We start from the raw sequence: 16,682 nt of genomic DNA, 5'->3' as shown, positions 1-16,682 counted from the left end.
GGCCTTGTCGCCAAGCGACAACTTCTTATAGCGCCAACCCGTGTTTTTCGGGGGTTTACGCCAATGCGACAAATAGCGTCGCAATGGCGCAGTTTAAACGGTGCATCAGGTTTGCGTCAGGATATCCGGTGAAAGAGTGGCGACGCGCTAACTATCTAAAGTTCGCCATCCGGGACCGACTGATTTACTGCCGGCCTTAAGACTTGCACGGACCCGCTCCATGACGAACATCGACTATTCCGATACCCGCCTGCCTGACAGCCACTATCAACTGTTGACCGGCACCCTGCCCCCCTGGCTCGGCAATGCCTCAGCCAGCAAACGCCAGGCGCTCAAAGCCGTCCAGCCGCTGCAGTTGCAGGGCAGCGCTGAACAACGGGCCGCACTTGCGCGGCTGACCGGCGCCCACTGGGAGGCGCAAAACAGCGTAGACCTGGGGTTGCAAAGCCTGCAGGACATCAAGGCGTTCGCCACGCCGATACTCCAACAGGCACTCAAAGCCGACTTCAACCTGGCTCTGGATGTCGAGGCCACCTATCTGCGCCTGTACATCCCCGATCACATCCCCTGGTTTTCGATACGCTCCGGCGCAGCGCGAACCTGGACGGTCTCGCTATTGGACGCCGCCCTGCATAATTTCGAACACAAGGAAACCCTGGTCGACGCCTACGCACCGGCCTCGACCTTTATCACAAAGCCCACGGCCAGCGGCCAATTCGACACCCTGGCGCAGATCAAGCGTGTGCTTTCGATTCCGGCGTTCACCAGCCTGTGCCGTGACCTGGATATCGGCGCCCGCTACGCCCGCTACCTCAACGAAGCGCTGGGCATGTCCAACCCGGTGGCCGCTGCGGTCTTGCGCCTGAAGGTCGACGCCAGCCAGAAAGCCGCGCTACGGGCAGCCCTGCAATTGGCACGGATCAACGCAGATATCAGCGATGACTACGCTGACGTGATCGAAAGCGTGATCGCCGGCACGCCCAACCCCAGGCTCGACGGCGCGCGCCTGCGCTGCCAGGATTTACGCATGATGGGGATTGCGCTGACGGGCATTCAACTGTTCGCCCCCGAGCTTGAAAGCCCGCGGTCGCCGCAACGCCTGGTGGCGTATGTTCCCGATGATCCGCAGCACCCCGTCAAGGAATATGCGTCGCCCCTGGCGTTCAAGCAGGAATTGACCCGACAACTGCGTGACCGCGACTACCAAACCTTTTTCAGCCGCTTCGTGCCCCACGCTCAACTCGGGGTGTTTTTTTCCGGCTTGAGCCAGCATCTGGCACGGATCACCTGGCACCCGCCGGTCAAGGGCAGCGGCCAGGCGCCCTGGCGCAGCACACCCATCGACGACCCCAAGCTACAGTTTGATGCCCAGCCCATCTCGGGCGATCCCTGGTTGCACCTGTACCATCGCAAGCTCGACAAGATCCTCAACGACGCCCGCACGCTGGCGGTCTCCACCGCCAGCGTCGATCGTGAGGCGCGCTGGCGGCTGTGGGACTCTTTCGTCGATGTGGCGGCCTCAATCCTCAATGCCGCACTGATGGTAGTGGCCCCCTTCGTCCCGGGGCTGGGCGAATTGATGCTGGGCTACATGGCCTATCAACTGCTTGATGACGTGTTCGAAGGCATCGTCGACTGGGCCGAAGGCCTGGGCAAGGAAGCCTTCGGTCATCTCATGAGCGTGCTGGAATCCCTGGTGCAAATGGGGGCTTTCGCAGTGGGCGGGCAGATTGGCCCGGCCGAGTTGCGCAAAGTGCTGCCCGAACCTGTCCTCGCGTACATCGACAGCTTCAAACCGGTGAGCCTGGCCAACGGCGCCCAACGCTACTGGAAACCGGACCTGGCGCCCTACGAATATCCATCCGCCCTGCCGCCGCGCATCGGCATCAATGAGCTGGGCCTGCACGAGGTGCGCAGGGAATCGATTTTGCCCCATGAAGGCAAGCTGTACTCCGTGGAAAAAGACGCCGACAGCGAGTTCTATCGCATCAAGCACCCAAGCCGTCCTGAAGCCTACCGCCCCGTGGTGCGACACAACCAGGCCGGCGCCTGGCATACCGAGCTTGAACAACCGCTGGCGTGGGACAGACCTACGCTGTTGCGTCGGCTGGGGCACAGTGCCCAGGCATTGAGCGAGGCGGACCGGGAGCTGGCCCTGAGCATCAGCGGCGTTCCCGAAGACGCCGTGCGCAAGATGCACGTCAACAGCGAGCGCCTGTCGCCCCTGCTGGACGATACCTTGAGCCGCCTGCGCATCGACCGCAGCCTCCAACGGCTGATCGAGCAGCTGCGCAGCGACGACCCGGCAGTGCATCACCAGATCGACCCTCAAGACACCTTGCAGTTGCTGACCACCCACGGGCCATGGCCGCGCACCAAAGCGTTGCGCATCATCGATGACAAGGGCCAGACCGCCTGGGCGTTCGGCGACAGGAACGTGCCGGTGATCCAGGTACACGAAGCCCAGCTGGAAAACGGCGACTTGCTCAAAACCGTCTTGCGTGGGCTGAGCCCCGAGGAAATTCGCGCCCAATTCGATGAACGCGCCAGCGACCCCGAGCTGAGCCTGGAAAACCGTAGCCGCGTGCTGCGCCATAGCCTGGCCGATATTGCCGAGCGTCAGCGCAGCGCGTTGTTCGAATCGCGCTATGCACCGCTGCAGGCCTCCGCCGCCCCCCTTACCCAGCAATTGCTCACCACCACGCCTGAATTGCCCGCAAGCGTTGCGCAAACCCTGCTGAACCAAATGACCGGCGCGGAGCTTGCAGTGCTGGATAACGGGAGCACCCCGCCACGCCTGGCCGAACTGGCACGCACCGCAGTGAGCGAAGTGCGGGTCAATCGCGCCTACGAGGGGCAGCATCTGGACGCACCGCGCGCCCTGGACACCGATCGCCTTGAATTGAACAGCCTGCGCCTGCTGCCGGGCTGGTCGAGCGAGATACGGCTCGACGCTCGCCATCACTCGCCGACCGGCCCCACCTGGCTGCAGATCGGCCCGACTGATGCGCCCATTCGCCGCACACTGGTGCGCACCGAAGCAGGGCGCTACATCCCCTGCGACGAACAGGGCGAGCTCTCGAGTGAAACGGATCTGTATTCGGCCATCTTGAGTGCACTGCCCGATCAACAACGCGACCAGCTCGACCTGCGGATTCACCAGGGCGCAGAACTCAAGAGGCGCCTGCGGCACAATCCACTGCCCCGCGATGAACTGCGTGTGCTGCTCACGCCTGATATCAAACCGCAGAGCGTCACTGAAACCCTGCGTCTGTTAGGCAGCGACAACGGCTATCGTGCCCAGGCACCGGCACCGCTGGGCCCGCCGAGCCTGCTGGACCGCGCGCACGCCCTGTACCCCAAACTTCACGCACTTCAATTGACCACCCTGGTAAACCATTTGCACTCGCGGCCAGGTGGCGCGCTTGCCGGCCTGGAAGCGCTGGGCATCGAATACGGCCATTTGGAACGTGACCTCACTACCTGGCAACGCAATATCCCGCTTCAAGATCCCGCAAACGGCTCCCTGCTCAGCGCGCGGCAGCGTCAGTACGAGCAACGCAATCGCGAACTCATTGCCACTGAACTCAAGCGCTGCTGGCGCCGGGAGCTGCCCGTTGATGATTACTTCGAAGACCCTGCGCGCGATGGCTACCGGCTGAACCTTCACTACCACATTCGCGGCGAACTTCCACGGCTATCGGCCAACTTCGACCACGTCTCGATGCTGACCCTCTCAGGCAGCCACCACACACAGGGCGCCGCCGGGTTTCTGGCCCACTTTCCCCGCCTGCGCCATCTGAGCGTTGACAGTATTCCCTTGGGCAACGTGCCACTGGTCGTGTTTCAGATGCGCAACCTGAACGTACTGAGCCTGAGCGACTGCAGCGTCGCCCTGACGCCCCACAGCCAGGCCCGGCTCGCCTCAATGACCCAACTGCAAACCCTGGACCTGCATAAGAACCCTTTGGGCCGGGTGCCCAGCGTCGAAGCAATGAACGAGTTGAACACGCTGGATCTGTCCGAAACCGGCATTGATCGCCTCCCTCCCGGCATGCTCACCCGCAACGACCTGAGCGCGGCCTTTCTCAGCGGCAACCGGATCAGCGAGTTACCTGAGGCGCTGTTCGAGCTGCCCTCACATGCCAGCGTCGCCTTCGACCTGTCTGACAACCCGCTGTCATCGGCCACCCTTGAGCGCGTTAAAACCTACTATCAGCAACATGGCACCTACTGGGAGGCCAATGCGCCAGCGGTCGATGCGCGTGACGCACAACGGCTGTACCCCTCGCTGGACATCAACCAGATCAACCAGCTTATCTACAGCCTCCCGGGCGATCTGGAAGCGGGCAAGCGCGAGCTGGCAAGATTGGCGGGGGAACTGGATACGCTGCTGTCAGAGCTCAACCACTGGGCGCAACAACCGCAGTTGCCACCGCCGGAAGCCACCCGGCGCAGCCAGCTTAACGCCTTGCTTGAACGAAGCTGGCGCAGGGAAATCCCCCAGGACACTCAATTCGTCCATGCCCTGGAAATCCCCGCAACGCTGGCGGGCGAGTTGCCCACGCTGAGCGCGCGCTTCAAGCACGTTGGCTCACTGACCATCAAAGGCAATGGCGGCCCAATGCAATCGTCGGCCTTGATCGACAGCTTCCCGGCCTTGAGCATCCTGCACCTCGAAAACGTTGCGCTCGGCGACATGCCGGCACCAGTGTTCAACCTGCCGGCACTGACCGTACTGGGACTGCCACGCTGCTCGATAACACTGAGCCCCGCCAGCGCCGCGAAGTTGCAAGGCATGAGCCGCCTCGAATACCTGAACCTGGATCACAATCCACTGGTAAACACCCCGGACTTCAGTCACTTGCCCAGACTGAGCAGCATTTCACTCAAGGACACCGGATTGACCCAGGTCCCCCGGAGCCTGCTGGGCGACCCACCACGCCAGTCGATCAACTTGAGCAAAAACGCCATCGCACAACTGCCCGACGCGCTGTTTTCCCTGCCGGCCTCAAGCACCAGTGGCCTGGACCTGTCGGAAAACCCGTTGGCACCGAAGGCTCTGGAGTCGATCAAACGCTACTGCCAACGCACCGGCGAAAGCTTCGCCGCCCAGGCGCCCGAGGCCCAACGCCGGCGCACGCAGCAGCTGTACCCTTCATTGCTCGACGCCGAGGCAGACCGTTTCATCTTCAACCTGCCCGGCGACATAGCGGCTGTGGACCCAACGCTGACGCACCTGGAGGCCGAGTACGAACAACTGGGCAATGATTTGCAACTGTGGGTGCAGGCCGTTCCGGACCGCCACCCGATCCTGGATGTGCCGATTGACGAGCCCACCCGTGTCCAGGACCAACTGATGCGGCGCAACTTCAAGACACTGATGGAACAGGCCTGGCGACGAGAAAGCCCCGAGGATGAAGAAAGCCTGGACGATGAGCCGACCCACCAGGTCATACTCGACACACCGGTGCTGGGTGATTTGCCGGCATTGAGCGCCAACTTCGACCATGTGACTGTGTTCCAGCTGGACGGCAATGGCACCACCACAGGTGTCGACAGCACGTTGCGCAACTTCACCCATCTGCAAACACTCAGGCTCAGCAAATGCTCCCTGGGCGCCCTGCCCGAGGCGCTGCAGCGCATGCCCAAGCTGTCCACGCTGGACATGACCGAATGCGCGATCCGATTGACCCCCGAAACCCGTGGCCGGCTGACCGCCCTCACCGAACTTGAGTTCGTCAATCTGAGCCACAACCCCTTGGGCCTTGCCCCTGACATCAGCTCACTGCGTGAACTGACCTCGCTGCACTTGAGTAACGCAGCACTGAACGAAGTTCCGCAGGGCGTCTTTGGCCTGGATCAACTGCAAACGCTGGACTTGAGCAACAACGCCATCCAGGAGATACCGCCGGACTTGCAGGAGTCCTCGGCAGCCTTCAACGGCGACAGCAATTTGAGCGGCAACCCCCTGTCGGTGCAAAGCATCCTGCGCTTGCGTCAGTACTACCAACGCACGGGCGTGGACTTCCAGGTGGCGGCCGCCACCGTGGACAATCAAGGCAGACCCCTGGTAGTGGCCAGGCCTGTCCCCGACGAAGACTGAGGTCGATCAACCGCGCTCGGACGGTACCGACGACAATTCAAACGGGCTGCTGCTGCGCCGCTGGTTGCGGTCTTCGCGCGGCGTAGCGCCGAAGAAGTTACGGTAGGCGCTGGAGAAGTGCGGCCCCGAGGAAAAGCCGCACGACAGGCCGATCTGGATGATCGACTTGCTGGTTTGCATCAGCATCTGGCGCGCCTTGTTCAGGCGCAGCTCCAGGTAATACTGGCTGGGGACGCGGTTGAGGTATTGCTTGAAGATGCGTTCCAGTTGTCGTCGGGAAACGCACACATGCTGGGCGATTTCATCGGTGGTCAGCGGTTCTTCGATATTCGCTTCCATCAATAGAACAGCCTGGGTCAGTTTCGGATGACTGGAACCCAGGCGGTTCTGCAAGGGGATGCGCTGGCGCTCGCCGCCTTCGCGGATGCGCTCTACCACCAGTTCTTCGGAGACCGCGCCGGCCAGTTCGGCGCCATGATCACGCGCGAGTACCGCCAGCAGCAGATCGAGCACCGACATGCCGCCGCAAGCGGTCAGACGATCACGGTCCCAGTCAAACAGATGACTGGTGGCGATGACCTTGGGGAAGCGCTCGGCAAAATCATCCTGCCAGCGCCAGTGCACGGCGGCGCGATAGCCGTCGAGCAAGCCGAGCTGGGCCAGCGGGTACACGCCCGCCGATAATCCGCCGATCACACACCCTGCCCGGACCAGTTGCTTGAGCGCAGTGCTGAGCTGGGAGGCGATGACGGTGGGCGGCTCGTCCGCCAGCAGGAACAGTTTCTGAAAGCCGTCCAACTTGCCGGCCCACGGCTCGCCGGGCAACTGCCAGGCCCCTTCGGTTTGCGGCTCGGCCTGCAGAAACGATAACTCGTAGACCACCTCCGGATGCACCCGCTGAGCAACGCGCAAGGCCTCCTCAGCCAGCGCAAGCGTGAGTGCTTTTGTGCTGGGCCAAATCAGGAAACCAATTTTATGGGCGGTCATGGAGTGCTATCCGAAGCGAGTAACGGTAATGAAGACAGAGGCCAATGCTAGCCGGTAAACCCACACAAATCTCAAAAACAATGGTGATCAAATGTGGGAGGGGGCTTGCCCCCTCCCACATAAAGCAGCTCCAACAGGAAAGGACTATTTCAAGCTGCCGGAGAGGAACTGCTGCAACCGTACGGACTGCGGGTTCACCAGCACTTCCCTCGGGTTGCCGCGCTCTTCGACAATGCCTTTGTGCAGAAACACCAACTGGTTCGACACCTCACGGGCAAAGCCCATTTCATGGGTCACCACCACCATGGTGCGGCCTTCCTGGGCCAGGTCCTGCATCACCTTGAGCACTTCGCCGACCAACTCGGGGTCGAGCGCCGACGTCGGTTCGTCGAACAGCATCACCTCAGGTTCCATCGCCAGGGCACGGGCAATGGCCACGCGCTGCTGCTCGCCGCCGGACATGTGGCCGGGGAACGCATCCTTGCGATGGCCTACGCCGACCTTGGCCAGGTAGTGCTCGGCCTTTTCACGGGCTTCTTTCTTCGACACGCCCAGCACATGCACCGGCGCTTCCATCACGTTTTCAATCGCGGTCATGTGCGACCACAGGTTGAAATGCTGGAACACCATGGACAGGCGCGAACGCATGCGCTGCAGTTGTTTGGGGTCGGCGGCCTTCATCGCGCCGTCTTTGGTCGCGACCAGTTTCAGCTCTTCGTTGTTGAGCAGGATCTTGCCGGCGTGGGGCTGCTCCAGCAGGTTGATGCAGCGCAAAAACGTACTTTTGCCCGAACCACTGGAGCCGATGATGCTGATCACATCACCGGCTGCGGCGGCCAGGGACACGCCCTTGAGCACTTCATGACTGCCATAGCGTTTATGCAGGTCTTGGACTTCAAGCTTGTACATGCGGTCGGTTCTCACAAAAACAGGTGGTCAGTCGTTGAGCAAGCGCCCGTGACGCAGCGCTTCGCGCCCCGCCACCTTGGCCAGCCAGAAACCCGCTTGGGCATAACGCAGCCGTTCAACGGCAAACAATACCCCCGACGTACCGGCGTGAATCACGCTCACGCGGTCTTGCAGGGGGTCAATCACTTCAAAAATCGGCTCGCCCTTTTCTACCCAGTCACCGGCCTTACGCAGGTAACTGATCACCCCGGCGTGGGGCGCGAACAGCAATTCGGTGCCTTCGAACGGCATGCCTTCGCACGCTTCGTGTTGCGGCGCCGGCCATTCGCCCTTGATCAGGCCTTGCTCGGCCAGAAACGCCAGGATGCCTTCAGCGTGGAAGATCGCTTCATCGCGACCGGTGTCAGCCTGGCCGCCCAACTCCAGCGTCGTCGCCAGACAGGCCAGTGGAATCTGCGCGTCGGGGAACGTGCGCGACAAACGCAGCCAGGGCAACGAACAGGCTTCATCAAACGAACTGCCGCCGGAATCTTCCGCGAGCAGGCCGACCTTCACATTCAAATGCGCCGACAGCGAGCGCCACTGCGGCCAGTGCTGGGGCAGTGCGTACATGTGCAGCGCGGCCTCGGCGTCGCAATGCAGGTCGAGCACCACGTCGGCGGTGCAGGCATGGCTGAGCAGGATACGTTGCATGCCTTGCAACTGGCTGCTCGGCGCGGGCAAGGCCGTGAGCACATCGCTCATGGCCTGGCGAATCATGCGCACATTGGCATGGGGGTCATCGCCCAGCTTGCCTTGCAGCCGCTCGGCGACCGGCTCGCTCAGCTCAACGAAATCGCGGTTGAAATTCTTGCCGCTGCCCACCTCGAAACGGCCCTGATGGCTGCCTTGCAGCAACTGGCCCAGGCCCATCGGGTTGGCCACCGGTACCAACTCGATCACGCCGTTAAGCGCGCCTTGCTGTTCCAGTTCGGTGAGGCGTTTTTTCAGCTCCCAGGCCGCGCGCATGCCGGGTAATTCATCAGCATGCAGGCTGGCCTGGATATACGCCTTGCGCTCGCCACTGCCGAAACGAAACACGCTCAGCTGGCGTTCGCAGCCCAGGTGACCCCAGGGCAACAGGTGATCGATACGTTCCATATCAATGCTTCCGTGGAGCCAGGTAGCCCAGCCAGCGGCGCTCGGCCAACTTGAACAGGCGCACCAGGATGAATGTCAGGCACAGGTAGAACACGCCGGCGGTGATATAGGCTTCGAACGGCAGGTAATATTGGGCGTTCACCGTGCGCGCGGCACCGGTGATATCGATCAAGGTGACGATGGAGGCCAGGCTGGTGGTCTGCAGCATCATGATCACTTCGTTGCTGTACTGCGGCAGCGCGCGGCGCAGGGCCGACGGCAACAGGATGCGGCGGTACAGCTTGTAGCGCGACATGCCCATGGCCTTGGCCGCTTCGATCTCGCCATTGGGCGTGGCCTTGAGGCTGCCGGCGATGATCTCGGCGGTGTAGGCGCTGGTGTTGATCGCAAACGCCAGGCACGCACAGAACGTAGCGCTGGACAGCAGCGGCCACAGGAAGCTTTCCCGCACCGCTTCGAACTGGGCCAGCCCGTAGTAGATCAAAAACAGCTGCACCAGCATCGGCGTGCCGCGAATCACGTAGGTGTACAGCCACGCCGCACCATTGACGATCGGCTGCTTGGACACGCGCATCAGGCCCAGGGGCAAGGCAGCGAGCAGGCCGAAGAACAGCGCGATGGCGAGCAGTTTGAGGGTGGTCAGCAGGCCGCCGAGGTACAGCGGCATGGCCTCCCAGATGACGTTGTAGTCGAAGATCATAGATCAGCCGCCCTTACGCCTACCGAGTAGCGCTTCTCAAGGTAGCGCAGGGCCAGCAACGACACGCTGGTAATCACCAGGTACATCGCCGCCACTGCGAGGAAGAAGGTAAAAGGCTCGCGGGTGGCGTCGGCCGCCTGCTTGGCCTTGAACATCATGTCTTGCAGGCCCACCACTGAAATCAGCGCAGTCGCCTTGGTCAGAACCAGCCAGTTGTTGGTGAAACCGGGGATCGCCAGCCGAATCATCTGCGGCACCATCACCCGGAAGAACACCTGGAAGCTGCTCATGCCATACGCCAGGCCGGCTTCAGCCTGGCCCTTGGGAATGGCCATGAAGGCGCCACGGAAGGTTTCCGACAGGTAGGCGCCAAAGATGAAACCCAGGGTGCCGATACCGGCGGCCAGGGGGTTCAGGTCGATATAGTCGTCGTAGCCGAGCAGCGGCGCGACGCGGTTGAGCAGGTCCTGACCGCCGTAGAAAATCAGCAGGATCAGCACCAGGTCGGGGATCCCGCGGATCACCGTGGAGTACAAGTCACCCAGCCAGGCCAACCAGCGCACCGGCGACAGGCGTAACGCGACCCCGATCAGACCCAGAACAATGGCCAGGGCCATGGACGACAAGGCGAGCTGAAGCGTCAACCATGCGCCATCGAGGATAACGGCCCCGTAGCCTTTCAACATGATTCAGGTCCTCGAAAAGGGGGATGAAAAAATGGCGCAAACTTCAGAGTGTTCTGTTGCTTGCGCCATTTCAGACAGACAGCTGCGACGATTTACTTGGCTTCAGGCCCGTAAATGTCGAAGTTGAAGTACTTGTCCTGGATTTTCTTGTACTCGCCGTTGGCACGGATCGCGGTGATAGCGGCGTTGATACGGTCCAGGTTTTCCTGGTCGCCCTTGCGTACCGCGATGCCTACGCCGTCGCCGAAGTATTTGACGTCGGTGAACGATGGGCCGGTGAACGCGTAGCCTTTGCCGGCGGGGGTGTCGAGGAAACCTTCCTGCAACAGGGTGGCGTCAGCCACGGTGCCGTCGAGGCGACCGGCTTCCACGTCCAGGTAGATTTCGTTCTGCGAGCTGTAAGGCACAACCGTGGCGCCTTTGGGGGCCAGCACTTCCTTGGCGAAGCGATCGTGGATCGAACCGCGCTGCACACCAATCTTCTTGCCCTTGAGTTCATCCAGGCTGTCGCTGACCGTGGTGCCTTCCTTCAACACCAGGCGCGCCGGCGTCAGGTAGTAGCGATTGGTGAAGTCGACGGACTTCTTGCGGTCTTCCGTGATGGACATGGACGACAGGATCGCGTCGATCTTGCGCACTTTCAGCGCCGGGATCAGGCCGTCGAATTCCTGCTCGACCCAGGTGCACTTCACGTCCATCTGCTTGCACAGGGCGTTGCCGATGTCGTAGTCAAAACCGACGATGCTGCCATCCGGCGCCTTCGAGGCAAACGGAGGGTAAGCTGCTTCAATACCAATCTTCAGTGGCTTGCCTTCGGCGAAAGCCTGCATGGACAGCACGGACAGCGCCAGGGCGCCCAACAGCACGAGTTTCTTCATCTTGGGACTCCATCGGTATAGGGCAAAACAGCAGTATGAGCCATGGCCCACGATGCGGCGAAGGTGAAACCGAATAGCGTTGCAGCGTCCTGCGCCAGAGAGTGCCAGCGACGACGAGCGAGTGATCGGCATTCTAACGACAGGCGGAAAGCCGATATTTCCTCAATGCGACAACAATTTACAGAAGCACCGAGAAAGCGGTTACAGCCCATTGACAGCCTCTGGATTTTATGCAGAGGCAAAAGATATTAAACCAGCTAATGCTGCAAATTGCGGGCCTATTATTCGCAAACCCTTCTGGCACGGCAAGTGTGGCGTTTAATCTTATTTGCGGGGGTGTCTGAAACGCGGTTTTTCGGGGCACGGACGTAGCCGTTCGCCTCATGCCAGGGCACAGGGTTACACATTTGCGTTCGACGGTAACATTCAGAAATATCCTACTGCGCAAATCGATATTTATTGGTTTGGCTTATGTGCCGGTCTGTCGGACCGTTACCAACTCTCGCCATGAAATGCCTTCAAATGTGGGAGGGGGCTTGCCCCCGATAGCGGTGTGCCAGCTGATACATGCTCCACTGACCCACTGCCATCGGGGGCAAGCCCCCTCCCACAATAGAGCTCAGTGGTCTCGCTATGCCATAAAAAAGCCCCACCCGGCCTGCGCCGAATGGGGCTCTGTCCCACCTACCCCGCCTTAAGCGACGTTCATGGTCTTGTGCGTCTCAATCAACTGCGCAACCACACCCGGGTCGGCCAGGGTGGAGATATCCCCCAACCCGTCATACTCAGCCGTGGCAATCTTGCGCAGAATCCGCCGCATGATTTTCCCCGAGCGCGTCTTCGGCAAGCCCGGCGCCCACTGGATCACGTCCGGCGAAGCAATCGGGCCGATCTCCTTGCGCACCCAGTTCTTCAACTCCAGGCGCAGTTGCTCGCTGGGCTCTTCGCCGCCGATCAAGGTGACGTAGACATAAATACCCTGCCCCTTGATGTCATGCGGCACCCCCACCACCGCCGCTTCCGCGACTTTCGGGTGGGCGACCATGGCGCTTTCGATCTCGGCGGTGCCCATGCGGTGGCCGGACACGTTGAGCACGTCGTCCACACGCCCGGTGATCCAGTAGTACCCGTCCTCGTCACGTCGCGCACCGTCACCGGTGAAGTACATGCCGCGGAAGGTCTTGAAATAAGTGTCGACGAAACGATCATGGTCGCCGTACAGCGTACGCGCCTGGCCCGGCCATGAATCGAGGATCACCAGGTTGCCTTCGGCCGCACCTTCGATCAGGTTGCCCAGGTTGTCCACCAACGCCGGCACCACGCCAAAGAACGGACGCGCCGCCGAACCCGGCTTGAGCGCATGGGCGCCCGGCAACGGGCTCATCATGTTGCCGCCGGTTTCGGTCTGCCACCAGGTGTCGACAATCGGGCAACGGGATTGGCCGACGTTCTTGTAGTACCAGTCCCAGGCTTCCGGGTTGATCGGCTCGCCCACCGACCCCAGCAGGCGCAGGCTGCTGCCGTCGGCGCCTTCGCAGGCGGCGGTGCCCGAGGCCATCATCGCGCGGATCGCGGTCGGCGCGGTGTAGAGGACGTTGACCTTGTGCTTGTCGACGATCTTCGCCACCCGCGTGATATCCGGGTAGTTCGGCACGCCCTCGAACAGCAAGGTGGTCGCGCCGTTCGCCAGCGGGCCATAGACGATATAGGTGTGACCGGTGACCCAGCCGACGTCGGCGGTGCACCAGTAGATTTCGCCCGGACGGTAATCGAACACGCGCTCATGGGTCAGGGCCGCATACAGCAGGTAGCCGCCGGTGGTGTGCTGCACGCCCTTGGGCTTGCCGGTGGAGCCAGAGGTGTAGAGGATGAACAGCGCTTCTTCGGCGCCCATCTCCTTGGGCGCACACACGGTGCCCGCCACTTTCATCAAGTCTTCGTACCAGATGTCGCGGTGCTGGTTCCACTTGATCTGGCCATTGGTGCGCTTGCACACGATGACCTTCTGGATGCTGCTGGTTTCCGGGTTGGTCAGGGCGTCATCGACGTTGGCCTTGAGCGGAATCTTCTTACCCGCGCGAATGCCTTCGTCAGCAGTGATAACAACCTTCGACTTACAGTCGATGATGCGACCGGCCAGGGCTTCCGGCGAGAAACCACCGAACACCACCGAATGAATCGCCCCGATGCGGGTACAGGCCAGCATGGCGACCACGGCTTCGGGGATCATCGGCATATAGATAGTCACCACATCGCCGCGGTGCACATCCTGGCCGCGCAGGGCGTTGGCGAACTTGCAGACTTGTTCATGCAGTTCGCGGTAGGTGATGTTGCGGCTCTCGGCAGGGTCATCGCCCTCCCAGATGATCGCGACCTGGTCGCCACGCTCGGCGAGGTGACGGTCCAGGCAATTGTAGGAAACGTTCAGGGTGCCATCGGCGAACCACTTGATGTCGACATGGTGATCGTCGAACGAAGTCTGCTTCACCGTGGTGAAAGGCTTGATCCAGTCGAGACGCTTGGCTTGCTCGCGCCAGAAACCATCGGGATTGACCACCGACTGCTGGTACATCGCCTTGTAGGTCGCCTCGTCGGTCAGCGTGTTGGCTGCTACTTCGGGACGAACGGGGTACAGGGAAGCCGCACTCATCTTTCTTACCTCGGTGACAATAGTTGTTGTTGTATGGCCCCTGTTGTAGCCGGGGTAGGCCTATAGAACCATTCGACGATGGTAGTAACAAGACCCTACAAATTGCCCAGCTATGCCTGTGTGCTGCTCTGGCCCGCGGCCTGCGGCGTTTCGAGGCCTGCTGAAAAAACCTCGATCGAGGGATTGTTACAAAAACCGTCAAAAGTGTTTATCAAAACCACGGGTATATGAATATAACTCGGGCGCCTAAAATCAACTCCGCCAACCAAGGCACTGTGATTAACACCGTAACAGCCCCCACGAAGGCACCGTTAATCCGAACTTCCCAACTTTCAAGTGACACACGTGGCCTCACAAGGGCCCCGTGACCCCTTTCGCCCTGAAGAAGGTAAATAGAGAAATGAAAGCTTTAGTAGTATTAGCCCTCAGCAGCCTGTGCGCCACCGCCGCCCTGGCCGACGAAGCCCCGACGGAGCTGGCTGGCGGCAACGCGCCGATTGTTGAGGACTACACTTACAGCACCCACCTGGACGTCGCCAAAGTAGTGTCCATGAGCGATATTCCACAAGTGTGTGAAGTTGTACCGGTGAAGATGGAATATGAAGACTCGCAAGGTCAGCGTCATATTCTTAATTATCATGTGATGGGGAATGGTTGCTCTAACGGGTAATAACTTCGTTATTTAGCTTTAACCCGGATCTTGGTCGCCGCAGGAAATCGTTCTTGCGGCCAAGAACCCACCTCGAATGCACCACAGATCAAATGTGGGAGCGGGCTTGCTCGCGAAGACGATAGATGCTGCACCACTGCAATCCGCTCTAAGCGCCCGAATCGGGCTTCACACGCTCAATGACATCTTTCCTTTCTTGCAAAAAAACCTCATCCACCTTAGGCAAATCGACCAGCGACAACCAACTGGGCCTGACTGGCCTCAGAATAATTGTGTCCCCCTCCCTGAGAATTTCCAGCTCATCCACCCCGTCGTAAGCCATATCCGCTGGCAAATGGATCGTCTGACCCTCTCCACTCTCAATGATCGAAACAGTGCGCATAACAAGTTGCCTCCCCAACGTAGCTGACTGCTGCAATTTAAGGGAGCTCCTCGTCGCAGAGCAACGCAAATGCCCACAACCTGATCACCTCTTCCCCCCTCGGTAAAATACCGACACCTCCCGTCAAAAACTTCCTACCCACCAACCCCCCGTAATCCCTCACTCTGGCCTAAATATCCACCTTTTTGTCCGCCCACCGGGACAATCCGCCACAACACAAACCCGTTTTTTTCCCTATAATGCGCGGGTAAATCGGGCCTGCAATATCCCTTTACACAGGGATGAAGAGCCAGACCTGAGGCCTCCGCTGGAGCCTGCACCTACCGCTCCGCACCTCAAGCCTCATGCAGTACCCGTTACGCAATTTCCGTTTATTTGCCTGCGCGAGCTGCTGCAACAAACGATTCCTTAAGATCCACCGCGGCCTCAGGGCCGTGTGAACACCCCACCATCCGGTTTCACACGGGCACCTTTGAGCCCTCACGCAGGAGACGACACGTCATGCTGAGCTGGGACGAATTCGACAAAGAAGAAGAAGGCGAAGTAGCCACCAAAGGCGCCAACGCCGGCCACGCCACCGAAGCCAACATGGACCGCCTCGACGGAGCCGGCGCCGCCGCCGCCATCGAAGCCCGCGCCGTCACCGCCAGTGATTCGGCCGCCATCGCACGCGCCAAGGCCGAACTGGACAAACTCGACGTCGCCGAAGGCCTCGCCGAACTCGAAGGCGCCTCCGCCCGCGTCGCCGTCGACGAAAAGCGCATGATCAACTGCCGCGCCGACCTCAACCAGCTCGTGCCCTTCAAGTACGACTGGGCCTGGCAGAAATACCTCGACGGCTGCGCCAACCACTGGATGCCGCAAGAGGTCAACATGACCGCCGACATCGCCCTGTGGAAAAACCCCGAAGGCCTGACCGATGACGAACGTCGCATCGTCATGCGCAACCTCGGTTTCTTCTCCACCGCCGACTCCCTGGTCGCCAACAACCTGGTGCTGGCCGTGTACCGCCTGATCACCAACCCCGAATGCCGCCAGTACATCCTGCGCCAGGCCTTCGAAGAAGCGATCCACACCCACGCCTACCAGTACTGCATCGAATCGTTGGCCATGGATGAAGGCGAGATCTTCAACATGTACCACGAGATCCCATCGGTCGCTAAAAAAGCCGCCTGGGGCCTGAAATACACCCGTTCGATCTCCGATCCGAAGTTCGAAACCGGCACCGTCGACACCGACAAAGAGTTGCTGCGCAACCTGGTCGCCTACTACTGCGTACTGGAAGGCATCTTCTTCTACTGCGGCTTCACCCAGATCCTGTCCATGGGCCGCCGCAACAAAATGACCGGCGTGGCCGAACAGTTCCAGTACATCCTGCGCGATGAGTCGATGCACCTGAACTTCGGGATCGATGTGATCAACCAGATCAAAATCGAAAACCCGCACTTGTGGGATGCCGAGATGAAGGAAGAAGCGACCCAGATGATTCTGCAGGGGACGCAGCTGGAGATTGAATACGCGCGGGATACCATGCCGCGTGGGGTGCTGGGGATGAATGCGGCGATGATGGAGGA

The 16,682-nt window shown here is 60.6% G+C and carries 11 protein-coding genes; 3 read left to right on the top strand and 8 right to left on the bottom strand.

The genetic code is table 11. The features are described from left to right. Positions 1-220 precede the first annotated feature (220 nt). Positions 221-6,106 carry a leucine-rich repeat domain-containing protein gene (locus BFP89_RS04745; RefSeq protein ID WP_065884424.1) on the top strand — a complete coding sequence of 1,962 codons (5,886 nt, stop codon included), beginning with the start codon at positions 221-223 and terminating at the stop codon, positions 6,104-6,106. 6 nt (positions 6,107-6,112) lie between these two features. Here the strand turns inward: BFP89_RS04745 and BFP89_RS04740 are convergent, their stop codons facing one another. The 7 genes from BFP89_RS04740 to acs form a co-directional block, all read right to left on the bottom strand. Beyond that, positions 6,113-7,093 carry a GlxA family transcriptional regulator gene (locus BFP89_RS04740; RefSeq protein ID WP_065884423.1) on the bottom strand — a complete coding sequence of 327 codons (981 nt, stop codon included), beginning with the start codon at positions 7,091-7,093 and terminating at the stop codon, positions 6,113-6,115. 144 nt (positions 7,094-7,237) lie between these two features. Further along, a complete protein-coding gene (locus BFP89_RS04735) occupies positions 7,238-8,002 on the bottom strand; it encodes an ABC transporter ATP-binding protein (protein WP_065884422.1) in 765 nt (254 codons plus the stop codon). A 27-nt stretch (positions 8,003-8,029) separates the two neighbouring features. Next, positions 8,030-9,142, bottom strand: coding sequence for a succinylglutamate desuccinylase/aspartoacylase family protein (locus BFP89_RS04730; RefSeq protein WP_065884421.1), 1,113 nt, complete (start codon positions 9,140-9,142; stop codon positions 8,030-8,032). A 1-nt stretch (position 9,143) separates the two neighbouring features. After that, positions 9,144-9,842: an ABC transporter permease gene (locus BFP89_RS04725; protein ID WP_065884420.1), complete on the bottom strand. Its 699-nt coding sequence runs from the start codon at positions 9,840-9,842 to the stop codon at positions 9,144-9,146. Continuing rightward, positions 9,839-10,528 carry an ABC transporter permease gene (locus BFP89_RS04720; RefSeq protein WP_053257623.1) on the bottom strand — a complete coding sequence of 230 codons (690 nt, stop codon included), beginning with the start codon at positions 10,526-10,528 and terminating at the stop codon, positions 9,839-9,841. The genes BFP89_RS04725 and BFP89_RS04720 overlap by 4 nt, the downstream gene beginning before the upstream one ends. 92 nt (positions 10,529-10,620) lie before the next feature. Continuing rightward, positions 10,621-11,406 (bottom strand): ABC transporter substrate-binding protein, encoded by a 786-nt coding sequence (locus BFP89_RS04715; protein ID WP_065884419.1) that lies wholly within the window; start codon positions 11,404-11,406, stop codon positions 10,621-10,623. 694 nt (positions 11,407-12,100) lie between these two features. After that, the gene (gene acs, locus BFP89_RS04710) at positions 12,101-14,056 is read right to left on the bottom strand and encodes an acetate--CoA ligase (RefSeq protein WP_065884418.1); all 1,956 of its coding nucleotides are present in this window, start codon (positions 14,054-14,056) and stop codon (positions 12,101-12,103) included. Positions 14,057-14,456: 400 nt separating this feature from the next. On the opposite strand from acs, the gene BFP89_RS04705 reads away from it, so the two are divergent. Beyond that, positions 14,457-14,726, top strand: coding sequence for a DUF2790 domain-containing protein (locus BFP89_RS04705; protein ID WP_065884417.1), 270 nt, complete (start codon positions 14,457-14,459; stop codon positions 14,724-14,726). A 148-nt stretch (positions 14,727-14,874) separates the two neighbouring features. Here the strand turns inward: BFP89_RS04705 and vapB are convergent, their stop codons facing one another. Continuing rightward, positions 14,875-15,108, bottom strand: a complete 234-nt coding sequence (gene vapB, locus BFP89_RS04700; RefSeq protein WP_065884438.1) for a type II toxin-antitoxin system VapB family antitoxin — start codon at positions 15,106-15,108, stop codon at positions 14,875-14,877. Positions 15,109-15,609: 501 nt separating this feature from the next. On the opposite strand from vapB, the gene BFP89_RS04695 reads away from it, so the two are divergent. After that, the coding region (locus tag BFP89_RS04695; RefSeq protein WP_065884416.1) for a ribonucleotide-diphosphate reductase subunit beta at positions 15,610-16,682 on the top strand (1,073 nt) is incomplete at its 3' end.

This window comes from Pseudomonas sp. 31 R 17 (assembly GCF_900004915.1).
GTDB lineage: Bacteria > Pseudomonadota > Gammaproteobacteria > Pseudomonadales > Pseudomonadaceae > Aquipseudomonas > Aquipseudomonas orientalis_A.
Note: the sequence above shows the minus strand (reverse complement) of the source record. Positions and strands in the feature narration are given on the sequence as shown.